This is a genomic window from Bradyrhizobium sp. HKCCYLR20261, from assembly GCF_051168435.1.
Taxonomy (GTDB): Bacteria; Pseudomonadota; Alphaproteobacteria; order Rhizobiales; family Xanthobacteraceae; genus Bradyrhizobium.
Genome location: NZ_JBNPUZ010000005.1, coordinates 259,856 through 282,550, shown reverse-complemented (window position 1 = coordinate 282,550; position 22,695 = coordinate 259,856). Strand labels below are relative to the sequence as shown.

At 65.9% G+C, this 22,695-nt stretch carries 23 protein-coding genes; 8 read left to right on the top strand and 15 right to left on the bottom strand.

Annotated elements, in window-relative coordinates:
* Positions 1-111: 111 nt before the first annotated feature.
* The 12 genes from ACQR1L_RS13940 to ACQR1L_RS13885 all read right to left on the bottom strand — a co-directional run bounded on the left by ACQR1L_RS13940 (position 112) and on the right by ACQR1L_RS13885 (position 10,781).
* Entirely contained in the window at positions 112-1,392 is a 1,281-nt protein-coding gene (locus tag ACQR1L_RS13940) for an alpha-glucosidase/alpha-galactosidase (protein ID WP_434858524.1), read from the bottom strand.
* Positions 1,393-1,493: 101 nt separating this feature from the next.
* Positions 1,494-2,519: an alcohol dehydrogenase AdhP gene (adhP, locus tag ACQR1L_RS13935; protein ID WP_434858523.1), complete on the bottom strand. Its 1,026-nt coding sequence runs from the start codon at positions 2,517-2,519 to the stop codon at positions 1,494-1,496.
* A 121-nt stretch (positions 2,520-2,640) separates the two neighbouring features.
* Complete coding sequence (locus ACQR1L_RS13930; protein WP_434858522.1) at positions 2,641-3,054, bottom strand: DUF2000 family protein; 414 nt, start codon at positions 3,052-3,054, stop codon at positions 2,641-2,643.
* Positions 3,055-3,157: 103 nt separating this feature from the next.
* Positions 3,158-3,559 carry a DUF4189 domain-containing protein gene (locus ACQR1L_RS13925; protein WP_434858521.1) on the bottom strand — a complete coding sequence of 134 codons (402 nt, stop codon included), beginning with the start codon at positions 3,557-3,559 and terminating at the stop codon, positions 3,158-3,160.
* Positions 3,560-3,856: 297 nt separating this feature from the next.
* Positions 3,857-5,464 (bottom strand): NTP transferase domain-containing protein, encoded by a 1,608-nt coding sequence (locus tag ACQR1L_RS13920; protein ID WP_434858520.1) that lies wholly within the window; start codon positions 5,462-5,464, stop codon positions 3,857-3,859.
* The gene (locus ACQR1L_RS13915; RefSeq protein ID WP_434858519.1) at positions 5,461-6,162 is read right to left on the bottom strand and encodes an XdhC family protein; all 702 of its coding nucleotides are present in this window, start codon (positions 6,160-6,162) and stop codon (positions 5,461-5,463) included. Before ACQR1L_RS13915 ends, ACQR1L_RS13920 begins: the two co-directional genes overlap by 4 nt.
* A 3-nt stretch (positions 6,163-6,165) precedes the next feature.
* The gene (locus tag ACQR1L_RS13910) at positions 6,166-6,489 is read right to left on the bottom strand and encodes an XdhC family protein (RefSeq protein ID WP_434858518.1); all 324 of its coding nucleotides are present in this window, start codon (positions 6,487-6,489) and stop codon (positions 6,166-6,168) included.
* Positions 6,490-6,509: 20 nt separating this feature from the next.
* Complete coding sequence (locus tag ACQR1L_RS13905; RefSeq protein ID WP_434858517.1) at positions 6,510-7,715, bottom strand: vWA domain-containing protein; 1,206 nt, start codon at positions 7,713-7,715, stop codon at positions 6,510-6,512.
* Between the two features lie 168 nt (positions 7,716-7,883).
* On the bottom strand, positions 7,884-8,792 hold the full coding sequence (locus ACQR1L_RS13900) for an AAA family ATPase (protein WP_434858516.1): 909 nt from the start codon (positions 8,790-8,792) through the stop codon (positions 7,884-7,886).
* A 22-nt stretch (positions 8,793-8,814) separates the two neighbouring features.
* Positions 8,815-9,672, bottom strand: coding sequence for an FAD binding domain-containing protein (locus ACQR1L_RS13895; RefSeq protein ID WP_434858515.1), 858 nt, complete (start codon positions 9,670-9,672; stop codon positions 8,815-8,817).
* Between the two features lie 45 nt (positions 9,673-9,717).
* Entirely contained in the window at positions 9,718-10,203 is a 486-nt protein-coding gene (locus tag ACQR1L_RS13890) for a (2Fe-2S)-binding protein (RefSeq protein ID WP_006612357.1), read from the bottom strand.
* A 131-nt stretch (positions 10,204-10,334) separates the two neighbouring features.
* The gene (locus ACQR1L_RS13885) at positions 10,335-10,781 is read right to left on the bottom strand and encodes an SRPBCC family protein (protein WP_006612358.1); all 447 of its coding nucleotides are present in this window, start codon (positions 10,779-10,781) and stop codon (positions 10,335-10,337) included.
* A 232-nt stretch (positions 10,782-11,013) separates the two neighbouring features.
* On the opposite strand from ACQR1L_RS13885, the gene pcaD reads away from it, so the two are divergent.
* Positions 11,014-11,796: a 3-oxoadipate enol-lactonase gene (gene pcaD / locus ACQR1L_RS13880; RefSeq protein ID WP_434858514.1), complete on the top strand. Its 783-nt coding sequence runs from the start codon at positions 11,014-11,016 to the stop codon at positions 11,794-11,796.
* A gap of 10 nt (positions 11,797-11,806) precedes the next feature.
* Here the strand turns inward: pcaD and ACQR1L_RS13875 are convergent, their stop codons facing one another.
* Positions 11,807-12,352, bottom strand: coding sequence for a hypothetical protein (locus tag ACQR1L_RS13875; RefSeq protein WP_434858513.1), 546 nt, complete (start codon positions 12,350-12,352; stop codon positions 11,807-11,809).
* A gap of 169 nt (positions 12,353-12,521) precedes the next feature.
* A complete protein-coding gene (locus ACQR1L_RS13870) occupies positions 12,522-12,674 on the bottom strand; it encodes a hypothetical protein (protein WP_434858512.1) in 153 nt (50 codons plus the stop codon).
* 311 nt (positions 12,675-12,985) lie between these two features.
* Between ACQR1L_RS13870 and ACQR1L_RS13865 the strand changes: the two genes are divergently transcribed.
* The 5 genes from ACQR1L_RS13865 to ACQR1L_RS13845 all read left to right on the top strand — a co-directional run bounded on the left by ACQR1L_RS13865 (position 12,986) and on the right by ACQR1L_RS13845 (position 18,094).
* Positions 12,986-13,903 carry an ABC transporter permease subunit gene (locus tag ACQR1L_RS13865; protein WP_434858511.1) on the top strand — a complete coding sequence of 306 codons (918 nt, stop codon included), beginning with the start codon at positions 12,986-12,988 and terminating at the stop codon, positions 13,901-13,903.
* Between the two features lie 13 nt (positions 13,904-13,916).
* On the top strand, positions 13,917-15,257 hold the full coding sequence (livM, locus tag ACQR1L_RS13860; protein WP_434858510.1) for a high-affinity branched-chain amino acid ABC transporter permease LivM: 1,341 nt from the start codon (positions 13,917-13,919) through the stop codon (positions 15,255-15,257).
* Positions 15,254-16,087 carry an ABC transporter ATP-binding protein gene (locus ACQR1L_RS13855; protein WP_434858509.1) on the top strand — a complete coding sequence of 278 codons (834 nt, stop codon included), beginning with the start codon at positions 15,254-15,256 and terminating at the stop codon, positions 16,085-16,087. Before livM ends, ACQR1L_RS13855 begins: the two co-directional genes overlap by 4 nt.
* The gene (locus ACQR1L_RS13850) at positions 16,084-16,815 is read left to right on the top strand and encodes an ABC transporter ATP-binding protein (protein WP_434858508.1); all 732 of its coding nucleotides are present in this window, start codon (positions 16,084-16,086) and stop codon (positions 16,813-16,815) included. The genes ACQR1L_RS13855 and ACQR1L_RS13850 overlap by 4 nt, the downstream gene beginning before the upstream one ends.
* Positions 16,816-16,975: 160 nt before the next feature.
* A complete protein-coding gene (locus ACQR1L_RS13845) occupies positions 16,976-18,094 on the top strand; it encodes a branched-chain amino acid ABC transporter substrate-binding protein (protein WP_434858507.1) in 1,119 nt (372 codons plus the stop codon).
* Between the two features lie 129 nt (positions 18,095-18,223).
* Here ACQR1L_RS13845 and ACQR1L_RS13840 read toward each other — a convergent pair whose 3' ends face one another.
* Positions 18,224-18,628: a response regulator gene (locus ACQR1L_RS13840; protein WP_434858506.1), complete on the bottom strand. Its 405-nt coding sequence runs from the start codon at positions 18,626-18,628 to the stop codon at positions 18,224-18,226.
* Positions 18,629-18,862: 234 nt separating this feature from the next.
* Between ACQR1L_RS13840 and ACQR1L_RS13835 the strand changes: the two genes are divergently transcribed.
* Positions 18,863-21,637, top strand: a complete 2,775-nt coding sequence (locus tag ACQR1L_RS13835; RefSeq protein ID WP_434858505.1) for a PAS domain S-box protein — start codon at positions 18,863-18,865, stop codon at positions 21,635-21,637.
* Between the two features lie 57 nt (positions 21,638-21,694).
* A complete protein-coding gene (locus ACQR1L_RS13830) occupies positions 21,695-22,693 on the top strand; it encodes a P1 family peptidase (RefSeq protein ID WP_434858504.1) in 999 nt (332 codons plus the stop codon).
* Positions 22,694-22,695 lie beyond the last annotated feature (2 nt).

Sequence of the window (22,695 nt, the reverse complement as noted above, 5' to 3'; positions counted from 1 at the left end):
TGACTGACTAGTCAGTCATTGTAAAGGCGCTCTGAGAAGTGGTCGGTTCCCGCCTCCTGCGAGGCAGCGTGCTGCGGACCGATTGGCGCGAAGCGGGGATCAGCCGCGGGATCAGGCGCACGGCCTGATATAGGGACGGTTGATCTCCCAGAGCTCGTCGAGGATCTTGCGGGCCGCCGAGCCCGAGTTGACCACGGGATCGATCAGCAGCGCCTGCAGCGCGAGCTCCTTCGAGGCCGTCATGGCGGCCTGCACCGCCAGTTGCTGCACCTGGACCTGGACCGACATCAACTTGGCGACGGGATCCGGCAGCGGCCCGAGCGAGACCGGATGAATGCCGCCGCGATCGGCAACGACGGGCACTTCCACGGCTGCGTCCGCCGCAAGATTGGAGACCACACCGCGATTGAGCACGACGCCGGACTCGATCACCTGCCTGCGGTCGTGCAGCACCGACGCGATCACTGTCACCGCGCGTTCGCCCGACGGCATCCGCCACCAATCCGGCACGTCGGCGCGCCCCGACAGGACATCATCGATCTGGCCGATCAGCTTGGATCTCTCCGCCTCGTCCCAGGCAAAATCATAGCCGCGCTCGCCCGCCTCCCAGCCATAGGCGAGATACTCGCCGACATGGCCGTCGCCACAGCCGAGCCAACAGCCGAAGTCGCGCAGCAGCGTTCGGGTCAGCGGCGCGACCTCGGGATCGTGGCCGCGCTCCCGTTCGCGCAGCAGCGGATAGAGATCGATACCGGTCTCGCGGTCGCGGATCTGCAGCAGGCATTGGAAGTGATTGAGCCCGGCACCTGCCACTTCGACGCGTCCCTCGGGCAAGCCCAGGATCGCTGCCACCTGGCTGCGCGCGATGAAGATGCCGTGGCAAAGGCCGATATGCGCAAGTTTGCTGTGCAGGCCGAGCGCGAGGATGATGCGGCTCTCCGGATTGGAGAAGTTGATGAACAGCGCCTGCGGACAGCGCTGCTCCATCTCACGCACGAAATCGAACACCACGGGCAAGGTGCGCAGCGTGAAGAACAGCGCGCCCGGTCCGCCATTTTCGCCGAGCGTATGACGGATGCCGTATTTGCGCGGCACCTCGAAGTCGAGCTTCCACAGCCGGTTGCGATCGATCGCGGTGGAATGGATCACGAAGCCGGCGCCGTCGAGCGCGGCGCGCCAGTCGGTCGTCGCTTCGATCTCGAGGCCTGCGCCGGAGAGATCGTTCAGCAGCCTCGCCAAGCGCTCCGCCCGCGCCAGTCGCGTCGTGTCGCGACCGACCAGCACCAGCGTCGACCCGGCGAGATCGTGCGTCGAGAACAGGTCCCTGAACACACTGAGCCCGAACGATGCGCTGCTCGCACCGAGGAAGACGATCTTGGTGACGGCGGTCATCGGCAGACTGTGCCAGTCCGGCGCGCCGCAGGCGTGATCCAGATCAAGACGGCCGCCAACTCGAAGGATGGCGACCGTCTGCGCGGGGCGCGACGCGATGATCAGGTGAAGTCGAGCACCACGCGGCCGTCGATCTTGCCGGCCTTCATGCGGTCGAAGATGGTGTTGATCTCCGACAGCGGCGCCGTCGTCACCTCGGCCTTCACCTTGCCTTCGGCGGCGAAGGCGATGGCTTCGTCGAGGTCGCGGCGGGTGCCGACGATCGAGCCGCGCACGGTGATACGCTTGAGCACGACGTCGAAGATCGGTGTCGGGAATTCGCCCGGCGGCAGGCCGACCAGGCTGACGGTGCCCTTGCGCCGAACCATCTTCAGCGCCTGCGCGAAGGCGGGTGTCGACACGGCCGTCACCAGCACGCCGTGCGCCCCTCCTCCGGTGATCGCGATGACACGCTCCACGGCGTCCTTGTCGAGCGCGTTGACGGCATGCTCGGCGCCGGCCTCCAGCGCCAGCTTCAGCTTGCCCTCGGCAATGTCCAGGCCGATCGCCTTCAAGCCCATGGCCTTCGCGTATTGAAGCGCGACGTGGCCGAGGCCGCCGACGCCGGAGATGACGACCCATTCGCCGGGACGCGTGTCGGTTTCCTTCAGGCCCTTGTAGGTGGTGACGCCAGCGCAGAGGATCGGCGCCACCCTGGCAAAGTCCACATCGGCCGGCAGGCGCGCGGCGAAGGCGGCGGAGGCGATGACATATTCGGCGAAGCCGCCGTTCACGCTGTAGCCGGTGTTGTGCTGGTGCTCGCACAGGGTTTCCCAGCCGGTCTCGCAATATTCGCAGCGCAGGCAGGCATCGTGCAGCCAGGCCACACCAACCGCGTCGCCGACCTTGAAATCGGTCACGCCAGCGCCGAGCGCGGCGACCACGCCTGCGGCTTCGTGACCGGGAATGAACGGCGGCGTCGGCTTCACCGGCCAGTCGCCGGAGGCGGCGTGGAGGTCGGTGTGGCACACGCCGCAGGCCTTCAACTTCACAAGCAACTCGCCCGGACCGGGCACCGGCACGGGTACGTCCTCAATGACGAGCGGCTTGCCAAAGGCTTTGACGACGGCGGCTTTCATGGTCTGCATCGGTCTGCTCCTCATGTTGAGGCGCAAACTAACGACCCCGCGGTCTCGCGGTCTTGATCGGTATCAAAGGGAGCTGCTGCTTTGATGCGCAGCATATAACAGTTTCATGACAGCACGAAGCTCACGCGTGAAACTTCAGCCCGTCGACGACCTTGTCGATCACCTTGCGCTCGGCACGAAACGCCAGTCCGACCAGATTGAGATCGGGACGCGCCACCGCCTTCACGGCGGCACGGTTGGCCTCGTCATGCGTCGTCTTGAACATGTCTTCCGTGTAGACCGCCGGCTTGACGTTGCGCGACAACGCCCGATCCAGGGCGCGCGCCAAGGCCGCGTTGTCGGGTGCACCGTAGATCAGGATCGGTTGGCCAATCAGCGCGTGATAGCTCGTCGCGGAGCCATCCTCGTAGGGTGCGCCGATGCATTCCGGAAATGCCGCAGCAATGCCGCTGGCAAGGAACGCCGCCACGTTGAGCTTCTGCCACGCTTCGAGATCGTTCCGGATGATGAGCGCGATCTTGGTGTCGAATTGCATGTCACTTCCAATTCCAAATTGCGAGCGCCCAGAATAGCAAGGCCATTCCGGGCGTGAAGTCGTGAATCGAAAGTGCGCGCGTGGAACTCAGATTGCCGAGCCATCAGCCCTTGGCGTCGCACACCCAGGCCCGGATCACGCATTCCTTGCCGCCATACTTATAGCATTCGCGCGTGGCCTCGTTGAGCGAGGCAGAGATCTTCGGCCGCACCGCATAGCCGTGGGGGCCGCAAGGATTCGTTAGGTCGACGGAGAAAGCCGCGCAGGCCTTCTTCATCGTCACGGCGGTGCAGTCGCCCTTGCACTGCTTGAGCGCTGCGGCCTTGGCGAGGTGCTCGGCCGGGTAGTCGAACGCCTGGCCATAGGCCGCGCACTGGCCGATGGCGAAGGCACCGGCGGCATGCGCCGGGCTGATCACGGTGGTCGCGATGCGCGCGGCGCCGACGATCACGGTCAGTCCAAATGCAAACAGCGCGAGACGTCGCGCGGTGGTCGAAATGATCACTCTCTCCTCCCCCGAGGCCCGATGTCGGCAAATCTAGCCGGGGGTCGTTGAGACTTGGTGAATGAGAGGTTGAGACCGGGTTTGGTCGGCGTCATTCCGGGGCATTCGCGCGCAAAGTGGCGAAGCCATTTTGGAGCAGCGCGAATGAGCCCGGAATCCATAACCACAGGAAGATGTCGTGAGGCGAGATTTCCCACGACGAGCGTGGCCTCCCACGACTTCCTGTGGCTATGGATTCCGGGCTCGCGCTCCGCGCGCCCCGGAATGACAAGGTGAGAGTCCCGCAGGCGACAAAGATCACCCCCGCCGCGCGGCCTCGAGCGCCTGCGGCGTATCGATGTCGAGGAAGGCGCTGTCGCCGTCGACCGGCACCTCGGCGACGGCCTCCGTGTGCTTGGCGATCAGGTGCCGCGCGCCGACGTCGCCGTCCAGCGTCATCAGCTCGGCAAAGAAGCGGCGCGACCACAGCACGGGATTGCCGCGGCGGCCTTCGGAGACGGGCACGACGATCAAATTGCCGCGATCGGGCGCGAAGGCGCCGATCAGCCGATCGAGCAGATCGGACGACACCATCGGCATGTCGCCAAGACAGACCACGGCGCCGTCGATGCCCTCCGGCACTGCAGCAATGCCTGCCTTCACCGAGCTGGCCAAGCCGCCGGCGAAATCGGGATTGCGGACGAAGCGGACCTCGAGGTCGGCGAGCGCCTGCTCGACCAGCTCGGCCTGATGGCCGGTGACGACGATGACCTCGCTCGCCTTGGACGCCAGCGCCTGCTCGGTCACCGTCCGCACCAGCTTCTTGCCGTCGAGCTCGGCGAGCAGCTTGTTCGGCCCGCCCATCCGGGTCGAGCGTCCGGCGGCGAGGACGATGGCGGCGACCTTGCGCTCGCCCTCGGTCTCCTCCGGCTTGGCGCGCGGCTGCGGCCGGGTCACGATTTCCATCAGCAGACCTCCGACGCCCATGGCCGTCAGCTCGGCGCGGGTCACCTTGATGCCGGCGAGCAGCCGCATCAGCACCCAGTCGAAACCATTCTCGGCCGGCGAGCGGGCGCAGCCGGGCGCTCCGAGCACCGGCACGCCGCCAGCGCTGCCGATCAGGAGCAGATTGCCTGGATCGACTGGCATGCCGAAATGGGTGATGGCGCCGCCGATGCCGGTGATCGCGGCCGGGATCACGTCGCGGCGATCGGCAATCGCCGAGGCGCCGAATACGATGACGAGCTCGGCGCCGAGCGCCAGCAGCTCCTTGATGGCCGCCGCCAGCGCGGCCTGCTCATGCGGCACGCGACGCTCGGCGATAATGGCAGCGCCGGCAGGCGCCAGACGTTCGGCTGTGACCCGCAGCGTCTTGTCGATGACCTTCGGCGCGAGTCCTGGAAGAATCGTCGAGACCACGCCGACGCGCTTGACGATGTAGGGAGCAATGCGCAGCGCGCCCTGGCCTGCCGCGGCCACCGCAGCATCACGCAGCCGGCCCTCCACACCGAACGGGATCAGCTTGACGGTGCCGACCATCTCGCCTTCGACCACCGGCTTGAACGCCGGCAAGGTCGCGAAGGTGATGGCCTCATCGATCTCGTTGATCCGGTCCACTGCGGCACGGTCAATCACCAACACGCCGGGCTGCGCCGCGAACAGATTGGCGCGGCCGGTGAAGGCGCGATCGACATGAATGCCCTCACCCGCCACGACGTTGGCAACATCGGCGGCCGCCTCGTCCTCGGACACGTCGCCAGGTTCGAGCCGGACGACGACGATCTCCTTGACCCCTTCCCTGACCAGCGCGTCGACCTCGGCGGGACCGATCAAGGTGCCCTTCTTGAGCACCAAGGATCCCTTGCGCAGGGTGTGCACGGTCACCCCGCCGATGGCCTCATGCGGACTGGCAGGACCGAACTTCATGCCGCCTGCTCTTTCTCCTTGGCCGGCAGCCGCAACGTCGCGGTGATCTCGGCCATGATCGAGACCGCGATCTCCGATGGCGACACCGCGCCAATGGCGAGGCCGATCGGCGCGTGGATACGGGCGATGTCGGCGTCGCTGGCCCCCAGCGCCCGCAGCCGATCGTGCCGCTTGGCGTGCGTCTTCCGCGAGCCGAGCGCGCCGATATAGAAGCAGTCGCGCGAGAAGGCGTGCAGCAGCGCCGGATCGTCGATCTTCGGATCATGCGTCAGCGCGACGAAGGCGGTATAGTGATCGACGTTGAGCGGCGGCAGCGCCACGTCGGGCCATTCGGCGATCAGCGGCACGTCCGGGAAGCGCTCCGGGCTGGCAAAGGCCGTGCGCGGATCGACGACGGTGACGTCATAGCCGAGCGATTTTGCGATCGGCGCCAGCGCCTGGCTGATATGGACGGCACCGACGATCACGAGTTTGGCCGTCGGCGCGTAGACGTTGAGGAACAGCCGCTTGCCGCCCGCCTCGACCATGCCGCTCTTGCCCATGCGCAGATGCTTGGCGAGCTCATCGCTCAGCGGATCGCGGGCGATCGCCGCCGCCTTGACCAGGCGCTGCTCGCCGGAGGCAACGTCGGTGACGAGAATAGCCGGGCGGCGCGCAGCGCGCTCGGCGTTGAGCTCGGCCAGTGTCGACAGTTGCATCGATCAGCCCACCTTCTCGACGAACACGCGGATGGTGCCGCCGCAGGACAGCCCGACATTCCAGGCGGTCTCGTCGGCGACGCCGAACTCCAGCATCTTCGGCTGGCCGCTGGAGATCACGTCCAGCGCCTCGGTGACGACGGCGCCCTCGACGCAGCCGCCGGACACCGAGCCGAGGAAGGTGCCATCGTCGTTGATCACGAGATTGGAGCCGACCGGGCGCGGCGCCGAGCCCCAGGTCTCGACCACGGTGGCGAGAGCCACGCCGTGTCCGCCCTTGTGCCAGTCCTCGGCGGCCTTGAGGATGTCTTCGTCCCGGTTGAGCATGGTGATCTCCTTTGGACTGATCAGGCGGCAGGCCGGATGGCGCTACGCTGATGCGGCGGCAGCGGCGCCGACAGCGCCGAGATCAGGGTCTCGATCGACGTCAAGTTATGTACGGGGCGGAATTCGTCAACGTGAGGCAGCATGGTTTTGATGCCCTGCGCCTTGGCCTCGAAGCCGGAATAGCGCAACAGCGGGTTCAGCCAGATCAGCCGGCGGCAGGAGCGGTGCAGCCGGTCCATCTCGAAGGCGAGCTTGCTGTCGGCCTCGCGCTCCAGTCCGTCCGAGATCAGGAGCACGATGGCGCCCTGCCCAAGCACGCGCCGCGCCCATTGCTTGTTGAAGGTCTCGAGCGAGGTGGCAATCCGCGTGCCGCCGGCCCAGTCCTCGACATTGGCCGAGCAGCTCGCCAGCGCCTCGTCCGGATCGCGCTGCCGCAGCGCGCGGGTGACATTGGTCAGCCGGGTGCCGAACAGGAACACCGAAACGCGCTTGCGGGCATCGGTAATGGCATGCAGGAAATGCAGGAACAGCCGGGTATACTCGCTCATCGAGCCGGAGATGTCGAGCAGTGCCACGATCGGCGCCGGCTTCTCGATTCTCCCGAGACGATGGAAGTTGATGATCTCGCCCTCGGTGCGCAGCGCCTGGCGCAGGGTCTTGCGCATGTCGATGCGGTGGCCGCGCGGATCTGTGGTGTGGCGGCGGGTCTTCAGCTCGGCCTGCGGCAGCCGCATCTTGGCGATGGCGCGCGCGACCTCGGCGATCTCCGCAGCGCTCATCTGCGCAAAGTCCTTCTTCTGCAGCACCTCGCGGTCGGACACCGAGAGGCGCAGATCCTGCTCCTGCGCCTTCGGCTCCTCATGCATCTGCGGCTGCGACATCGCCTCCTGCACCCGGCGCGAGGCCGGCGGCGGCTTCTTCTTGGCGTGATCCGGCAGCGGCACCGAATCGAGCATCGACTTCCATTCCTCGGCCGGGCGGAAGAACAGGTCGAAGGCCTGGGCGAAGATCAGCGCGTGCTCGTGGCGCTTGACGAAGATCGATTCCAGCGTGGTGAAGACGTCCGGCCGCTTGCCGATGTCGATGACCTCCAGCGCGGTCATCGCGTCGATGACGGCGCCCGGCCCGACGGGCAGACCAGCGGCCCGCAGCGCGCGCGCAAAGCCCGCAATGTTGTCGGCGATGCCGCCGGTAGGCGGGGCGAGGTGATTGATGCTGGTGGGCATGGCCTGATCCCCTCGAAGTCCAGACGCGCCTCAACTTGAGGCCGTCATTCCGGGGCGCCCGAAGGGCGAGCCCGGAATCCATACTCACGATCGTGGTTATGGATTCCGGGCCTGCGTGCTGCGCACGCATCCCGGAATGACGACCGTTGTTTGAGGCACCAGCGGGACCTACGTCTCGCTGGTCGCGTCCTTGATCACCTTGTTCAACGCATCGCCCTGCATGCGGGCGATGTCGTCCTGATACTTCAGCAGCGCGCCCAGCGTATCGCCGACGACTTCGGCATTGAGCGAGCGCGCATCGAGCTCGGTCAGCGCCGTGGCCCAGTCCAGTGTCTCGGCGACCCCCGGCGACTTGTAGAAATCCTGGTCGCGCAGGGCCTGCACGAAACGCACGATCTGCTGCGACAGCCGCTGCGAGATGCCGGGCAGCCGGGTCTTGACGATCGCGAGCTCGCGCTCGGCGGAGGGATAGTCGACCCAGTGATACAGACAGCGCCGCTTCAGCGCGTCGTGGATCTCGCGGGTGCGGTTCGAGGTAATGATGACGATCGGCGGATGCGGCGCCTTGACGGTGCCGAACTCGGGGATCGTGACCTGGAAGTCAGAGAGGATTTCGAGCAGATAGGCCTCGAAGGCCTCGTCGGCGCGGTCGAGCTCGTCGATCAGCAGCACCGGGGCGCCGGCGACATCGGGCTCCAGCGCCTGCAGCAGCGGGCGCTTGATCAGGTAACGGTCGGCGAAGATGTCCGATGACAACTGGTCGCGGTCGACGTCGCCGCCGGCTTCCGCCAGCCGGATCGCGATCATCTGCGCCGCCGAATTCCACTCATAGACGGCGGACGCGACGTCGAGACCCTCGTAGCATTGCAGGCGGATCAGCTTGCGGCCGAGCGCCGCCGACAGAACCTTCGCGATCTCGGTCTTGCCGACGCCGGCCTCGCCTTCGAGAAACAGCGGCCGGCCCATGCGCAGCGACAGATAGGTCACCGTCGCCAGCGATCGCTCGGCCAGATAGCCGCGCGACGACAACAATTCGAGCATCGCATCGACCGATGCTGGCAGAGCCGGAGCACTCATGGCGAGACCGCTTCCTTCGACGTCACGACGCCGGAGCTTCGGGCTCGGCGGCTCCGTCCGACGCCGTCGAGGCCTTGGCCTCGGCATTGGCGGCATCGACCGCGCGGCGCGCGAGCACGCCGATCAGGTGGGCGCGATATTCGGCGCTGCCGTGGATGTCGCTGTTGAGCCCCTCGGCCGACACCGGGATGCCTTCCAGCACCTTCGGCGAAAAGCGCTTCTGCAGCGCTTCCTCGAAGGCGGTGACGCGGAATACGCCGTTGCCGCCAGCGCCGGTGACGGCGACGCGCACGTCCGACGGACGGCGGGCGACGAACACGCCGACCAGCGCGTAGCGCGAAGCCTGGTTGCGGAATTTGACGTAAGCGGCCTTCTTCGCCAGCGGGAAGCTCACCTTGGTGATGATCTCGTCCGGCTCCAGTGCGGTCGTGAACAGGCCCTGGAAGAACTCCTCGGCCTTCAGCTTGCGCTTGTTGGTGACGATGGTCGCGCCAAGCGCGAGGCACGCTGCCGGATAGTCGGCGGTCGGATCGTTGTTGGCGATGGAGCCGCCGATCGTGCCGCGATGACGCACGGCGGGGTCGCCGATCAGGCTGGCCAGATGCGCGAGCGCCGGAATCGCCTCGCCGACCGTGGCGGAGTTCGCGACGTCAGCATGGCGCGCCATCGCGCCGATCACGAGGTTGCGGCCCTTGACCTCGATCGTGTCCAGACCTTCGACATGCGAAAGGTCGACGAGATGCGGCGGGCTGGCGAGCCGCTGCTTCATGACGGGCACCAGCGTGTGACCGCCGGCGACCAGCTTGGCGTCCTCGTTCTTGGTGAGGAGATTCGCGGCCTGGCGCACGGTGGCCGGCCGGTGATATTTGAATTCGTACATGGGGAATGTCCTGTCGCGGCGGGCGGCTGAGGCGGGGTCCGGCTGTTAGGCGAGGTCCGATTTGGCCATCGCCTTGGCGCCGGCAGCAATGGACTGCACGATGTTCTGATAGCCCGTGCAGCGGCAGAGATTGCCTTCGAGCTCCTCGCGAATCGTCTCCTCGCTGAGCTCGTGGCCCTTGCGGTGGACGAGATCGACAGCGGTCATGATCATGCCCGGCGTGCAGAAGCCGCACTGCAGACCATGGTGCTCGCGGAAGGCCTCCTGCATCGGATGCAGCGGCGCGCCGTCTGCGGCGAGACCTTCGATGGTGCGGACCTCGTGACCGTCGGCCATCACCGCGAGCGTCGTGCAGGACTTCACCGCCTTGCCGTCGAGATGCACGACGCAGGCGCCGCACTGCGAGGTGTCGCAGCCGACATGGGTGCCGGTGAGGCGCAGATTCTCACGCAGGAACTGCACCAGCAGCGTCCGCGGGTCGACATTCGCCGTGACGGGATTACCGTTCACAATCATGGAAATCTTGGCCATTCAGGACTCTCTATATTCCGCGCACAGCGTTGCACTGCAGCGCAGCCCAGCAAAAATCGGTCGAAAACCATCATATTGACGCTCTCCGCGACGGGCAACCTCGCCCCGGACAGCGTATGGGTCGGTTGCGGTCAGCCTTGAACGGCCTTGGCGAAGTTCGCGAAGAATTCATCGGCGAGCTTCTTGGCAGCGCCGTTGATCAGGCGCTGGCCGAGCTGCGCCAGCTTGCCGCCGATCTGCGCGTCGACATTGTAGCTCAGCAGCGTTCCGCCATCCTTCTCCGCCAGGCCGACGACCGCGCCGCCCTTGGCGAATCCGGCGACACCGCCCTCGCCCTCGCCGGAGATCTTGTAGCCGTTCGGCGGATCGAGATCGCTCAAGGTGACCTTGCCCTTGAAGCGCGCGGATACCGGTCCGACCTTCATCTTGGCGACGGCACGGAAGCCGCCATCCTCGGTCTTCTCCAGCTCCTCGCAGCCGGGGATGCAGGCCTTGAGTACCTCAGGATCGTTCAGCTTGGCCCAGACGGCCTCACGCGGAGCCGCCAGCTGGACCTCGCCCGTCATCGTCATTGCCATGAGCATTCCCCCGGATTGGCGCGGTTAGAGGCATTCAAGTAAAGCACCGAACGCCCAAAAGGAAGGGCAAGCAGCGCCGTCAAGCGTTGCAGAAACGCGGGAGCACCGCAGCATTCCGGGTCTCCCGGCCGGCGGGTTTTGATTGGCAGACGGCGCCCGCAATGGTTAGTTCGCCATCAAATCTGCACGATTCCTCCGGCGTTGACCGCCGCCTGCGACAAGGATTGCGCCCATGCCGATGATCGATGCCGACGGTTGTCTGTTGAACGTCACCGTCGAGGGCCGCGACGGCGGGCCGACCCTGATGCTGTCGAACTCACTGGGCTCGACCCTGCAGATGTGGGAGCCGCAGATGCGTGCCTTCACGCAGGTCTTTCGCGTCATCCGCTATGACCGGCGCGGCCATGGCAAGTCGACGGTCGCCCCCGGGCCCTACTCCATCGAGCGCTTCGGCCGCGATGCGATCGCGATTCTGGACGATCTGAACATCGACAAGGTGCACTGGTGCGGGGTGTCGATGGGCGGCATGGTCGGCCAGTGGCTTGCCGCGCACGCCCCCGAGCGTCTCGGCAAGGTCGTGCTCGCGAATACCACCTGCTACTACCCCGATCCGGCGATCTGGGACGCGCGAATCAAGGCCGTCACGGAGGGGGGTCTCTCCGGAATCGCCGACACGGTGATTGCCGGCTGGCTGACGCAGGAGTTCCGCGAGCGCAATCCCGAGGTTGCCGACCGGATGAAGGCCATGCTGCTCGCCACGCCGGTCGAGGGCTATCTCGCCAGCTGCGCGGCGCTGCGCGCGCTCGACCTGCGCGAGGATCTCCCTGGCATCAAGAGCCCGACTTTGGTCGTGGCCGGCCGCTACGACAAATCGACGCCCATCAACATGGCGGAAGCGATTCGCAGCCGTATTCCCGGCGCCAGCATGACCATCGTCGACGCCGCGCACATCTCGAATGTCGAGGCGGCCGGCCCGTTCAACGACGCCGTGCTGGGCTTCCTGACCCAGCGCTGATCAAAGGAAACTAGCTGCTGGGCTGCGCCGCGCGCTCGACGTCCAGCGCCGGCATGGCACACGCCTCGTCGGACGAATGAGCCGGCGTCGCCGGCTTCTCCACGAGCATGACGATCGCGGTCCCCAACAGCATCAGCAGCTCCGTGGCATGCAGACGCAGTGCCTGGGTCTCCCCGACCTGGGACGCCAGGATCATGCTGGTGAACGCCAGGATGCTGCCGAGACCAAGCCCGATCGATAGCGACTCGACATAGCCCGCGACCTTTCGCACCCGCGGCACGAGGATCAGCACCAGGAACATCGCGAAGAAACCTGCGACCGTCAGTCGCGCCAGGGCGAGCAGCCAGGCGGCGCGGACCGTGTCGATCGCGGACAGATGCAAATGGTCGCTGATGAACAGCGCCACGGCGATATTTGGCCGCGCGAACAGCCCCTGGATCGGCGACACCATGATCTGGAAGGCCACAGTCGTCCAGACCGGGACGAAATACAGCGCCAGCAGCACGCCATTGACGCAGCTCAGCCGCCAGTTCCTGATCACAATGTTCTTGATCATGCTCGCCCGCCTCTACGTCCCGTCCCCCGCCGGCATGGCGAGTTCCAGACGAGCTAACGCGCGGCAAATGCAGCGGGCAATTTAAACCCTTTGTTTACCTTAACGGGCGCCCAGGCGGAGGGCCAAAGGCGGTAAGGACCGCTGGCGGGTCCACCGACGGCAACGGCCTTCAGCCGCCACGATCCTGGCCTGGCGGCTTCTCCTGTGGACGCTGGGCCCCCTCCTGCCCCTGGTCCTGGCTGAGCGGCTTGCCGCTGGTCTGCCCCTGCTGATTCTGGCCGGGGTTCTGGTGGCCCTGGTTCTTGTCCGTCAGGCTGCTCATGCGGGTCTCCTCGGTGACGCTGCAATGACAACCAATGCGGGAACCGGGGTTCGCGTTGCCTCTCGCTGCATTTTGCCGGCATCAGGCGACACTCGGGCATCGGGCGAAATCATGGCCGCGGAACCAGCCATCAAAGCAGGCGGGATAAGCCCGCAATTGTGGCACTGCACGCTGTTGCGGCAGACGGTTCCTAGCTGTTAGTACTCCAGGACGCGTTGCCTGCGGCCGCGGGTGTGGAGGAATACCAACACCCGCCCGCGAGGTCCCCGCCGCGTTGCGAACGAGTATCGACAGTCTCAAAACGGCAGTTCATGGATTATTTCGCGCAGCAGCTCATCAACGGCCTCGTGCTCGGCTCGATCTACGGCCTGATCGCCATCGGCTACACCATGGTCTACGGCATCGTCGGCATGATCAACTTCGCCCATGGCGACGTCTTCATGATCGGCGGCTTCATCGCGCTGATCTCATTCCTGGTGCTGGTGTCGATCGGCCTGACCGCGGTTCCCGTCATCCTGCTGATCGTGCTGCTGGTGTCGATGGCGATCACCGCGCTGTATGGCTGGACCATCGAGCGCATCGCCTATCGGCCGCTGCGCCACTCCTTCCGCCTGGCGCCGATGCTGTCGGCGATCGGCATGTCGTTCGTGCTGACCAACTTCTCTCAGGTCTCGCAGGGCGCGCGCGTCAAGCCGGTGCCGCCGATCATCACCGGCGGCTACACGCTGCACGAGGGCGACAGCGGCTTCGTCGTGCAGCTGTCCAACATCCAGATCGTCGTGGTGATCACCACGATCGTGTTGCTCGCGCTGTTCACGTGGCTGGTGTCGCGCACCCGGCTCGGCCGCGACATGCGCGCCTGCGAGCAGGACCAGACCATGGCGGCGCTGCTCGGCGTCGACGTCGACCGCACCATCTCCATGACGTTCGTGATCGGCGCCGCGCTCGCCGCCGTCGCCGGCATGATGTACCTGCTGTATTATGGCCTGGTCGATTTCTTCATGGGCTTCGTCGCCGGCATCAAGGCGTTCACCGCCGCCGTGCTCGGCGGCATCGGCTCACTGCCCGGCGCGATGCTCGGCGGTCTCGCGATCGGCCTGATCGAGACGTTCTGGTCGGCCTATTTCTCGGTCGAGTACAAGGACGTCGCGGCGTTCTCGATCCTGATCGTGGTGCTGATCTTCATGCCGACCGGCCTCCTCGGCCGTCCCGAAGTCGAAAAAGTCTGACGACGGAGCCCGTGTGAGCGCGTCTCTTCCATCATCTTCGCCTGTCCCGTCGAATGGCTCCGAGCCCGTCGGAGCCGCCTTCATCCTCAAGAAAGCGGTCCTCAGCGCGCTGGTCGCGCTCGGCCTGTTCTCGCTGATGGTCGGCGTCCGCACCGAGGCCGGCCAGAGCGGCCAGCTGGAATACTGGACCCGGTTCGGCGAGCTCGCGAGCCTCGTCGGCGCGGTGTTCGTCGGCTCGATCGTTGTCGAGCTGCTGAGAATGTGGCTCGGCCCGCGCGGCGGTCTCGGCAGCTTCGTGCCGTCGTCAGTGCAGAGCGGCATGTCGGTCGCTGCCCGCTATCTCGCGCCGGCGCTGCTGATCTTCACCTTCCTCGTGCCGGTGATCTTCTACAATCAGCGCTACATTCTCGACCTCGGCATCCTCGTCCTGACCTATGTCATGCTCGGCTGGGGTCTCAACGTGGTGGTCGGCCTCGCCGGCCTGCTCGACCTCGGCTATGTCGCCTTCTACGCGGTCGGCGCCTATTCCTACGGGCTGCTCTCGACCACTTTCGGCCTGTCGTTCTGGATCTGCCTGCCGCTCGCCGGCATCCTCGCCGCGTTCTGGGGCGTGCTGCTCGGCTTCCCCGTGCTGCGGCTGCGCGGCGATTATCTCGCCATCGTCACGCTGGCGTTCGGCGAGATCATCCGCCTGGTGCTGATCAATTGGCAGGACGTCACCGGAGGCCCCAACGGCATCTCCGGCATTCCGCGTCCGACTCTGTTCGGCATTCCGCTCGCTCCCGGTGAGGGCGGGCTTGCTGCGATGCTCGGCATCCCGTTCTCGCCGACCCATCGCATCGTGTTCCTGTTCTATCTGATCCTGGCGCTGGCGCTGCTCACCAACTGGGTCACGATCCGGCTGCGCCGGCTGCCGATTGGTCGTGCCTGGGAAGCGCTGCGCGAGGACGAGGTCGCCTGCCGCGCGCTCGGCATCAACATCACGACGACCAAGCTGACGGCGTTCGCCACCGGCGCCATGTTCGGCGGCTTCGCCGGCGCCTTCTTCGCCACCCGCCAGGGCTTCATCAGCCCCGAATCCTTCACCTTCCAGGAATCGGCGCTGGTGCTCGCCATCGTCGTGCTCGGCGGCATGGGCTCGCAGCTCGGCGTCGCGCTGGCCGCGCTCGCCATGATCGGCGGCTTCGAGCTGTTCCGCAGCCTCGAGGTCTACCGCATGCTGGTGTTCGGCCTTGCCATGGTGCTGATCATGATCTGGCGGCCGCGCGGCATCGTCGGCCATCGCGCGCCCACCGTGTTCCTGGAAAAATCGAAGAGCATCTCCTCGGACCTCGTCAAGGAAGGCCACGGATGAGCTCAGCTCCCATTCTCACGCTCGAGAACCTCACCATGCGCTTCGGCGGCATCGTCGCCGTCAACGCGCTGTCTTTCACCGCGCAGCGCCAGCAGATCACGGCACTGATCGGCCCCAACGGCGCCGGCAAGACCACCGTGTTCAACTGCATCACCGGCTTCTACAAACCGACCTCGGGCGTGATCCGCCTGACGCATGACGACGGCACGCAATTCGAGATGCAGAAGCTGAAGGACTTCAACATCTCCAAGCAGGCCAAGGTGGCGCGCACCTTCCAGAACATCCGGCTGTTTCCCGGCATGACGGCGCTGGAGAACCTGATGGTCGCCCAGCACAACGCCTTGATGAAGGCGTCCGGCCTGACCCTGCTCGGCTTGCTCGGCGTCCCCTCCTGGCGCGCGGCCGAGCAGAGCGCGATCGACAATGCCGTGTTCTGGCTGAAGCGCGTCGGCCTGATCGACCGCGCCGACGACGCCGCCGGCAACCTCGCCTATGGCGATCAGCGCCGCCTCGAGATCGCGCGCGCGATGTGCACCGGCCCCGCCCTGCTCTGCCTCGACGAGCCGGCCGCGGGCCTCAACGCGCGCGAAAGCGCGGCGTTGAGCGAGCTCCTGCTGTCGATCCGCAGCGACCACGCCACCTCGATCCTCCTGATCGAGCATGACATGAGCGTCGTCATGGAAATCTCCGACCGCGTCGTGGTGATGGACTACGGCGTCAAGATCGCGGAGGGCACGCCGCGCGAGATCCGTGACGATCCCAAGGTGATCGCCGCCTATCTCGGCACCGATGAGGAAGAGGCCGCAGCGGTGATGGAGGCCGAGGCGTGAGCGCGTCCCTCCTCCAGATCCAGAATTTGCGCGCGTCCTATGGCAAGATCGAAGCGCTGAAAGGCGTCGACCTTGACATCAAGGCTGGCGAAATCGTCGCCCTGATCGGTGCCAACGGCGCCGGCAAGTCGACGCTGATGATGTCGATCTTCGGCCGCCCGCGGGCGAGCTCCGGCCATATCGTCTATGACGGCCATGACATCACTCAGGTGCCGACGCACCTGATCGCTCGGCTCAAGATCGCGCAGTCGCCGGAAGGCCGCCGCATCTTCCCGCGCATGAGCGTTGCGGAAAATCTGCAGATGGGCGCAGACGCCGGCGACACCACTGAGGCGCAGCGCGCCGATACGCTGGAGCGTGTGTTCGCGCTGTTTCCGCGGCTGAAGGAACGCTTCGAGCAGCGCGGCGGCACGCTGTCCGGCGGCGAGCAGCAGATGCTGGCGATCGGCCGCGCGTTGATGAGCCGGCCGCGGCTCCTGCTGCTCGACGAGCCCTCGCTCGGGCTCGCCCCGCTGATCGCACGACAGATTTTTGACGCGATCCGGACGCTCAACCGCCAGGACGGACTGACCGTCCTGATCGTCGAGCAGAACGCCAATCACGCGCTCAAGCTCGCCCATCGCGGCTACGTGCTGGTCAACGGCATGATCACCCTGTCGGGTACCGGCTCCGAGCTGCTGCAGCGCCCCGAGATCCGCGCGGCCTATCTGGAGGGCGGCCGCCACTGAAGGCCGGGGTCGAAAATCCCGGCCGAAATGGCCTTAGCCCTTCGTCGGTCTCCCCGAAATTTTGCGGTGACTTCGGCGGAAAATCAGCCACAATGCGCGCGGTCTGCGGCCCACCGTTCGGGCCATTTCCATGTCGACCTACCCCCTGTGAGGATTTCTCATGAAACCACTCAAACTCATTGGTCTGGCTCTGGGCGCCTCGCTTGCGCTCTCGACCGCGGCCTTCGCCGAAGACATCACCATCGCCGTGGCCGGCCCGATGACCGGCGGCGAGTCGGCCTTCGGCCGCCAGATGCAGAACGGCGCCGAGATGGCGGTCGCCGACCTCAATGCCGCAGGCGGCGTGCTCGGCAAGAAGCTCGCGCTGCAGGTGGGTGACGACGCCTGCGATCCGAAGCAGGCCCGCTCGGTCGCCGAGAAGCTCGCCGGTTCCGGCATTCCGTTCGTCGCCGGCCATTTCTGCTCGTCGTCGTCGATCCCGGCCTCCGAGGCCTATGCCGACAGCAACGTCCTGCAGATCACCCCGGCCTCGACCAACCCGCTGTTCACCGAGCGCAAGCTGTGGAACGTGGCACGCGTCTGCGGCCGTGACGATCAGCAGGGCCTGGTCGCCGCGAACTACATCGCGAAGAACTTCAAGGGCAAGAACATCGCGATCCTCAACGACAAGACCACCTACGGCAAGGGTCTTGCCGACGAGACCAAGAAGGCGCTCAACAAGGCCGGCGTCACCGAGAAGATGTTCGAGTCGTACAACAAGGGCGACAAGGACTTCAACGCGATCGTCTCGCGCCTGAAGCGTGAGAACATCGATCTCGTCTATGTCGGCGGCTATCATCAGGAAGCCGGCCTGATCCTGCGCCAGATGCGCGATCAGGGCCTCAAGACCATCCTGATGGCGGGTGACGCCATGAACGACAAGGAGTTCGCCTCGATCACCGGTCCGGCCGCGGAAGGCACCCTCTTCACGTTCGGCCCCGAGCCGCGCAACAAGCCGACCGCGAAGGCGATCGTCGAGAAGTTCAAGGCCAAGAACATCGATCCCGAGGGCTACACCCTCTACACCTACGCCGCGATCCAGGTCTGGTCGCAGGCGGTGAAGAAGGCCAACACCACCGACGCCAAGAAGGTGATGGACACCATCAAGGCCGGCGAGTGGGACACGGTGCTCGGCAAGCTCGGCTTCGACGCCAAGGGCGACATCAAGCAGATCGACTACGTCGTCTACAAGTGGGACGCCAAGGGCGCCTACGCCGAGCTCGGCGGCAAGGGCTCCTGATCGGCGTCCGGTCTCGATCTCTGTAATACCGAAAACACGAACGCCCCGGTCGAAGACCGGGGCGTTTTGTTGAGTCACCTTCCCGACTGCACAGCCGTGCCGCGTCGTTCAGGGCATGCGCGGACCGGCTCAGCCGGCGCAGGCCGAGAGCGAGACTGCTTCGCTATTGCCGGCGACCGCCGAGCGGGCCATTTCGACCGCCCGCGTCAGCTCGGCGGGACGGAACGGCTTCTGCAGATACACCACACGTGTCAGTTCCTCCGACATCGACGCACCGTCGAAGGCACTCATCCCGGAGACCGCCACCACCGGCAAATCGGGAACCAGCGCACGCATGCTGCTGACGAGATCGAGTCCGTTGGTATCGTCGAGATAGATGTCGACGATCACGGCGTCGAAAGCCTGCTCACGGAACAACTGGAGTCCGGCCGTGGCGGTTCCCGCCTCGACCACCTCGAACTGATTGACGCGCAGCACCATGCTGATCATGGTCCGCACGTCCTTCTGATCGTCGACCACAAGAATTCGTGGCATCAACTTCTCCAGAATTTTTCCTGTTGGACAGCCTACAACATAAAAAGAAATCAGGTACAACTATGGGTATATTTATCTCAGTCGCGGTAAAGGTGCAGTTACTCCAACTCTCGACTCATTCTACATAACGTTTCGATCCGGCACCACACAACCTTAATTAGATTTTCCGCCATTTTCGCGCATCAGTCGCAGCAGTGATCTCGCGCTTGACGCCGGCTGCGCAGGACCCTGGAGATGCCAAGCAACGAGGATCACCGCGACGTCCTGCTGTCGACCTCCCTTGCCACGCGCCGAGACCAACTCGCGGCGCTCGCCGCGGTTGCCATGTCCGGGGGACTGTTTGCCGTCGCCGCCCCCTTTGCCAAGCTGCAGCTGACGGCGATCCCGGCGTTCATCGCGAGCTATCAATCCGCGCTGGCCCTCAACGACGCCATCACCGCATTTCTGCTGTTCTCCCAGTTTGTCCTCATGCGCTCGCGGTCGCTGCTGTGGCTGGCCTCCGGCTACCTGTTCACCGCGCCCGCGGCATTGCTGCACACGCTGGTCTTTCCGGGTCTGTATTCGCCGACCGGACTGCTCGGAGCCGGTTCGCAGACAGCGGTATGGATCTACATGATCTGGCACGGCGGATTTCCGCTCTTCGTGCTAATCTATGCGCTGCACGACCGCCGCCAGTTCACGCCCGTTCGTTCGCTGGCGACGTCGCTCTCGGTGGCCGTCGGCGGCGTGGCCCTCGCGCTCGGAGCTCTGACCTGGGGCGTCATCACCTTCGACGCAGCGCTGCCGCAGTTGCTGACAGGTGGAACCGCCACGCTGGAACTGAAGGTTGCGGTGGGCGCGATCTGGTGCGTGACAACCGTTGCCCTGGTGGTGCTCGCCTCGCGCCGGCCGCACAGCATTCTCGACCTCTGGGTCATGGTCGTACTGTGCGCCTGGCTGTTCGATCTGTCGCTGTCGTCGCTGCTCAACGCATCCCGCTTCGACCTCGGCTACTATGCGGGCCGCTTCTACGGGCTGCTGGCCGCGAGCTTCGTGCTCGGCGTGCTGCTCGCTGACAATGTCGGGCTGCAGGCGAAGCTGACGCGTCTCCTGCAGCGGCAGCGCCGACAGAGCGAAAGCGAGCGCGCGCGTTTTATCGCACGCGAGCGTCTGTTCAGCGCCGTGGTGGAATCCTCCAACGACGCCATCATCACGCTGACCCTGCACGGCAAGATCACCTCCTGGAACCGTGCCGCCGAGCAGCTGTTCGGCTATGCCTCCGACGAGGCCCTCGGCAACGACATCGGCCTGATCGTGCCGCCGGACCGGCGCAGCGAGGTCGATCGCATCCTGGAACGGATCGGCGGCGGCGAGAAGATCGAACACCACGAAACGGTACGCCGCCATAAGGACGGCCATCAGATCGAAGTGTCGCTCAGCGTGTCTCCGATCCTGGATGCGCGCGGCGCCGTGATCGGCGCCTCCAAGGTCGCGCGCGACATCACCGAAGCCAAGCGGACCCGCACGGCCCTGACCCGGGAAACCGAGGAGCGCCGCCGCATTTTCGAGACGTCGCAGGACCTGATCCTGATCGCCAACTCCTATGGTCAGCTGATGCAGGTCAGCCCCAGCGCGCGCTCCATCCTGGGCTATGAGCCCGAGGAGATGGTCGGCCGCAACGCCAGCGACTTCGTCTATCCGCCCGAGCTCGAGGTCGTTCGCACGCAGATGCGGCTCTGCCGCCGCGGCCAGGACGTTCGCGATTTCGAGGCGCAGCTGCTGCACAAGGAGGGGCGCGGCGTCGTCCTGAACTGGATGGCAAGCTGGTCGGAACCGGTGCAGCGTCACTTCTTCATCGGCCGCGACCTCACCGAGAAGCGCGCCGCCGAGGCGCAAATCCGTCAGGCGCAGAAGATGGAGGCGGTCGGCCAGCTCACCGGTGGCGTCGCCCACGACTTCAACAACATCCTCACCGTGATCACGGGAAGCATCGGCATCATCGCCGATGCTGTGTCCGATCGCCCGGAACTTGCATCGGTCGCCAAGCTGATCGATGATTCCGCCGACCGTGGCGCCGAGCTCACGCGGCAACTGCTCGCCTTCGCGCGCAAGCAGCCGCTGCAACCGGTCGATCTCGACGTCAACGCCTTGATGGACGAGACCGCGGCGCTGTTGCGACCCACGCTCGGGGCGCAGATCGAGATCGTGCGCATCCTCAGCACAGATCCGTGTACGGCGCTGGCAGATCCCAACCAGCTCGCCACCGCCATCGTCAACCTCGCGCTGAATGCCCGCGATGCGATGCCGGAAGGCGGCAAGCTGACCTTCGAGACCGCGAATGTCGTGCTCGACGAGGACTACGCCAATGCCAACAACGAGGTCGCCGTCGGCGACTACGTGATGCTCGCCGTCAGCGATACCGGCTGCGGTATTCCGCCCGCTTATCTCGAAAAGGTCTTCGACCCCTTCTTCTCGACCAAGGGCATCGGCAAGGGCACGGGCCTTGGCCTCAGCATGGTGTTCGGGTTCGTCAAGCAGTCCGGCGGCCACATCAAGATCTACAGCGAGGTCGGCCATGGCACCTCGATCAAGCTCTATCTGCCCCGCTCCACCTCGGCGCCCGTGGCGGAGACAGGACAGCAGGTTACGGATTTGCGCGGCGGCGACGAGACGATCCTGATCGTCGAGGACGACCCGCTGGTGCGCCAGCACGTGCTCGCCCAGGTCGCGGCTCTTGGCTATACGACCCTTGCGGCCGCCAATGCGGCCGAAGCGCTCGACGTGCTGGAGCGCCATCCCGAGATCGACCTGCTGTTCACCGACGTGATCATGCCGGGCAGCATGAACGGCCGCCAGCTCGCGGATGCCGCCCGCGGGCGCCGGCCGTCGCTGAAGACATTGTTTACGTCCGGCTATACGGAAAATGCGATCGTGCACCATGGCCGCCTCGACGCCAACGTGCTGCTGCTGGCCAAGCCCTACCGCAAGCAGGAACTTGCCCGGATGATCCGCATCGCGCTCGATCGTTGAGCGGCCCGAGCGGCTGGGGTATCCATCGGCCTTCATCACCCGCAGCCGAGGGCGACCGTGCAGAATCTTCTCACCGACATCGCAGGCGTTCGCGTCGGCCACGCCGACGATGCGTCGCTCGCCTCCGGCGTGACCGCGATCCTGTTCGATCAGCCGGCCGTCGCGGCGATCGACATCCGCGGCGGCGGCCCCGGGGTGCGTGAGGACGCGCTGCTCGACCCCGCCAATACGGTCGAGAGGGTGGATGCGATCGCGCTGTCCGGCGGCTCGGCATTCGGGCTGGAGGCCGCCAGCGGCATTCAGGCGTGGCTCGCCGAGCAAGGCCGCGGCTTCGCCGTGCGCGACGCGCTGATTCCGATCGTGCCAGGCGCCATCGTGTTCGACTTGCTCAACGGCGGCAACAAGCAATGGGGCCGCTACGCGCCGTATCGCGAGCTCGGCTATGCCGCCGCAGCCGCGGCCGACACGACGTTTGCGCTGGGGAGCGTCGGCGCCGGGCTCGGCGCCACCACGGCCAATCTGCAGGGCGGTCTCGGATCGGCGTCTGCCGTGACCAGCCGCGGCATCAAGGTTGCGGCCATCGCGGTCGTGAACGCGGTAGGCAGCGTGACCGTCGGCGACGGCCCATGGTTCTGGGCTGCGCCTTACGAAGCGAACGGCGAGTTCGGCGGCCGCGGCCTGCCCGCCAGCTTCACGCCGGACATGCTGGCGATGCGCATCAAGGGTGGCCCTGCCCCGTCGGCCTCCGAGAACACCACGATTACCCTGGTCGTGACCGACGCCATCCTGACCAAGGCGCAGGCGAAGCGTCTGGCGATGATCGCCCAGACCGGCATGGCGCGCGCGATCTATCCGGTGCACCTGCCGCTCGACGGCGACATCGTGTTCGCCGCGGCGACCTGCGCCAAGCCCGTCGAGCCGCTGGTCGAACTGAGCGAGCTCGGCATGGTGGCGGCGAACGTGCTGGCCCGCGCGATCGCGCGCGGCGTCTATCATGCGAAGCGGCTGCCATTCGCAGGCGCCCTGCCATGCTGGCAGGACCGCTTCGGCGGCTGAGC